This window comes from uncultured Lactobacillus sp., assembly GCF_946477725.1.
Classification (GTDB): Bacteria; Bacillota; Bacilli; order Lactobacillales; family Lactobacillaceae; genus Lactobacillus.
The window spans coordinates 1-4,520 of record NZ_CAMKZC010000049.1 but is presented as its reverse complement, the minus strand read 5'-3'; the positions used below and the strand labels follow the sequence as shown (position 1 = coordinate 4,520).

Sequence of the window (4,520 nt, the reverse complement as noted above, 5' to 3'; positions counted from 1 at the left end):
TTTACCTACCTTGATATTTTTGATCCTGACAAGAATAAGGTAGCGCAATTAAAGGCAGATTACCAAAAAGGCGGCTTGGGTGACGTTAAAATTAAGCGTTACTTAAATACGGTGTTGGAAAAAGAACTGGCTCCAATACGTGAGCGGCGCGCTCAATATGAACAGAATATATCTGCTGTTTATGAGATGCTGATTGAGGGCTCTAAAAAAGCAAACGAAGTAGCTAATCAAACCTTACAAGAGGTACGAGACGCAATCGGTTTGAATTATTTCAAGAGGTAAAAAAATGCGTAAGCGAATTCCCTGGAAACAGTACTTTATGATGCAGGCCTTAGTGATTGCCCAGCGCTCAACATGTGACCGGGCTTTGGTTGGTAGTGTTTTAGTTAAAAAGAATCGTATTATTGGAACCGGTTATAACGGTTCTGTTACGGGTCAGCCTCATTGCGATGATGTAGGTCACCAATTAGTTGACGGTCATTGCGTGCGGACAATTCATTCAGAAATGAATTCACTTATTCAGTGTGCACGTAACGGTGTTTCAACCGATGATACTGAAATTTATGTTACGCACTTTCCCTGTTATAATTGTGCTAAAGCTTTAGTGCAGGCTGGAGTTAAAAAAATCAATTATTATTTTGATTACAATGACAGTCCGCTGGCGATTAAACTTTTTAAAGACTGTGGGGTTCCTTATGAACAAATTAAAATCGATCGGCAATATGTGGAGCAATTGGCCCATAAGTTGGAAGATGCTGAAAACTAAATTAGCGTTATTTATGGCTTTAGTCGGTATTTTTCTGACGCTGACGGGCTTTGCAAGTCCCAACATTAAAGACAATAGTAATTTGCTTGAACGCGAAACCAGTAAATTGATTTTAGCAAAAAATGATCGTTATTTTCAGACCAGTGAACAGCCACAAATCATTGTTAAAACGGTAAATCGTGTCGATCATTTAACGCCCGCCAAATTAAATAAATATAAACGGACAGTTTTTATCGTTGTAGGTACTAAAAACAAGAAACGCAACGTGCAGATATATTCCAGTAAAGATCTTCACAGTGCGTTTTCTGCTGATGTCCGGACAAATATAATTCGGTCTCAATCTGACAAATTGCGTAGTAACAATAAAAAGAAATTTAATGAAGGATTACGCTTTGTTTTTAGGGCATGTGCCACTACCATTGATCAGCGTTACCAATATTCACTTGATAAATATGACTTGTCCAGTGATGAACGTGCGCAACTTTCCCACCCTCATAGGCTGGCTTTACCTATCGCTTTAGCCTTGGCACTAGTAATCAGCGGCTTAGTTTACTTTTTTAAAAATAATTTGAACATAAAAAGGTAAAAATGTTGACTTTATCATGTGTTATGTATTAAACTCACAGTGCAAATTAAATAAGAACAAATAAACTGTTAGGTGAGACTCCTACGTGAACAAATGCTATCGCCCGGAAACATCCAGAGATGCCAACGGGTCAAATAGTTTTCGTCGATATAAGGCGCAAACCAGATAGCTAGCAGCACAAGCTTACGTCACGTAGTGTTAAAACTGAACGATGAGTATAATAATACCTGTTGAAAAGGGGACGCCAAGCGGTTAGCTAGGTGGCTCCTTTTTTAGTTTGTTTGAATTAGTTGTGTGATGAGGAGAGTGGGAAAATGCTGAAAAAACCAAATGGTACTACCAGCAACAAAGACTTAGAACTGGTAAAAGCAATAGCTAAAGAAAGCAGATCAGAGACTTTAGCAAGACTGCATGCTAGCAGTAACGGTTTAACTAGCCAGCAAGCTGAAAAAAACCGGGAGGAATATGGTTCTAATACTATTGCCACAAATAGACATAATTCTAAGCTCCGCTTTTTAGCGGAAGCTTTCATCACGCCATTTACTTTGGTATTGCTGGTCTTGGCTACATTGTCTTTATTTACTGATTATATTTTTGTGCCAGCGGGAGAAAAGGACTTAACCACTGTAGCAATTATGGTCACGATGGTTTTGATTTCCGGAATAACCAGTTTTGTGCAAAATGTCAGGTCATCTAATGCTGTGGATTCCTTACTTAAGCTCGTTTCTGTTACGACAGATATTATTCGCGATGGTAAGGACCAGGAAATTGATACCAGTGAAGTGGTTGTAGGTGATGTAATTAGGTTGGCTGCAGGAGATATGGTACCGGCTGATATGCGCCTTTTAACCAGTAAGGATCTCTTTTGTTCTTCCAGTTCTTTAAATGGTGAATCAAATCCGGTAGAAAAAATTGCCACTGCCAAGCCAAAAATTGGGGCTGACCGTGATTATCTGGATTATCCTAATATTTTATACGAAGGTACAACAATCGTTTCCGGTTCGGGCTTAGGAATTGTGTTTGCGACTGGTGAAAGAACCATATTCGGTAAACTGGCTCATGATATTTCACATCACGATGTTAAAAACACAACTTTTGATGTCGGTATCAAAAATGTTTCCAGATTATTAATAATTATGACTGCCATCATCGCACCTTTAGTTTTCATTATCAATGGTATTACTAAGGGCGATTGGGTTAATGCTCTAATCTTTTCAATTGCTACCGCTGTCGGACTAACACCTGAAATGCTACCTGTAATTGTAACTACCAATCTGGTGAAGGGCTCAATCGAAATGTCCAAAAAGGGCACGATTGTTAAAAAGATGAATTCAATTCAAAACTTTGGCTCAGCTGATATTTTATGTACTGATAAAACCGGGACGCTGACTCAAGACAAAGTAGTTCTGGAGCGTCATTATGATTTGAATTTACGGGAAAATCCGCGGATTTTAGAGTTAGGTTATCTTAATTCCAATTACCAAACGGGGATGAAAAACCTAATTGACAAAGCAATCATTGAAGCTGCTGGGGATGAACTCGATATCAGTGAAATTCAGCGTGATTACAATAAGATTGATGAAATTCCATTTGACTTTTCCAGAAGGCGCATGAGCGTGGTAGTGGAAAACGCTGATGAACAGCATGGCGAACACCTGTTAGTAACTAAAGGTGCTTCAGAAGAAATGATGGCTGTTGCTACTAAGCTTGAAGTTGACGGTCAGATTTTACCTTTAACACCTGAACGTAAGCAAAAAGTAATGGCTAAAGTAAACGACATGAATGATGATGGCTTGCGCGTGATCATGCTGGGATACAAACGTAATCCTGCACCTGTCGGTGAATTTTCAGTAAAAGATGAAAATGACCTTATTCTTTGCGGCTATCTTGCTTTCCTTGATCCACCTAAAGAGAGTGCCAAAGACGCTTTAGCTCGTCTAAAGTATGATGGTATCAACGTTAAAATTTTAACAGGAGATAACGAGGCTGTTACCAGAACTGTTGGCTTACAAGTTGGTTTAAATGTTGATACAGTTTACTCAGGTGCAGATCTTGAAGGCAAGAAACCTGAAGAGTTGGCAAAAATGGTGGAAGAATGCAATATTTTTGTCAAATTATCACCGGAAGATAAAACTAAAATTATTAATCTGTTAAAGCAAAATGGTCATACTGTAGGCTATATGGGTGATGGTATCAACGATGCCCCAGCAATGAAGGCAGCTGATGTCTCAATTTCTGTTGATACTGCTGTGGATATTGCCAAGGAATCTGCTGATATTATTCTGCTGCATAAGGATTTGAATGTACTAGAAGAAGGCGTGAGAATCGGTCGAAAAGTATTTGGCAACACTATGAAATATATCAAGATTACGCTGTCTTCCAACTTTGGTAATATTTTATCAATTATGGTGGCTTCTTCTTTCTTGCCATTCTTGCCAATGCTGCCACTGCAACTTTTGGTTTTAGATTTACTCTATGGCACTAGTTGTCTCTCTCTGCCATTTGATGACATGTCTGATAAGTTCTTAAAAGAACCCCGGACATGGTCAACCAAGAAGTTGCCTAAGTTTATGTTTTACTTTGGTCCAACTTCATCTGTCTTCGATATTCTGACTTTTGCCTTATTATTCTTTGTTATTTGTCCACAATTGACAGGTGGTAATTACAGTGCTTTGGGAGCAACCCAAAAAGTTGCATTTGTCGCTCTTTTCCACACTGGCTGGTTTATTGAATCGCTGTGGACTCAGGAAATGGTTATTCACGCTTTGCGCGATCCGCGCTTGCCATTTATTAAGCAGCATGCTGCACCCGGAGTCACGCTAGCAACATTTGGCGCTGGTGTAATTGGAACCTTGATTCCATTTTCATTCTTGGCAACAAAACTGGGCTTTGGCAAGATGCCAATTAAATTTATGTGGGTAGTATTCGGTATACTTGTTCTATATATTTTATTGACTACAGTTGTCAAGTATTTCTATTTAAAGAGTGAAAAATTTTTAATCTAAAAATAAGTACAGAATGCTAAATATCTACTAAAAAAGAGAACTCCGTAAGGAATTCGCTTTTTTGTTAGTGTAGTATAATATAGTATAATTAAGCAAAAATTAAGGAGCAAATGAATATGGCTGATAAAAAAACTTTTTATATCACAACACCAATCTACTATCC

At 38.4% G+C, this 4,520-nt stretch carries 3 protein-coding genes, 1 pseudogene and 1 riboswitch; all 4 genes and pseudogenes read left to right on the top strand.

Features of this window, described 5'->3' with window-relative positions:
- A pseudogene (locus tag Q0R51_RS08980) lies at positions 1-282 on the top strand (tryptophan--tRNA ligase); the annotation flags it as partial.
- A gap of 4 nt (positions 283-286) precedes the next feature.
- Positions 287-766 carry a deaminase gene (locus tag Q0R51_RS08975; RefSeq protein ID WP_045928576.1) on the top strand — a complete coding sequence of 160 codons (480 nt, stop codon included), beginning with the start codon at positions 287-289 and terminating at the stop codon, positions 764-766.
- Positions 753-1,352, top strand: coding sequence for a TPM domain-containing protein (locus Q0R51_RS08970; RefSeq protein WP_294758278.1), 600 nt, complete (start codon positions 753-755; stop codon positions 1,350-1,352). The genes Q0R51_RS08975 and Q0R51_RS08970 overlap by 14 nt, the downstream gene beginning before the upstream one ends.
- Before the next feature lie 57 nt (positions 1,353-1,409).
- Positions 1,410-1,576, top strand: a riboswitch (M-box (ykoK) riboswitch).
- 90 nt (positions 1,577-1,666) lie between these two features.
- On the top strand, positions 1,667-4,357 hold the full coding sequence (mgtA, locus tag Q0R51_RS08965) for a magnesium-translocating P-type ATPase (protein WP_294758274.1): 2,691 nt from the start codon (positions 1,667-1,669) through the stop codon (positions 4,355-4,357).
- Positions 4,358-4,520 lie beyond the last annotated feature (163 nt).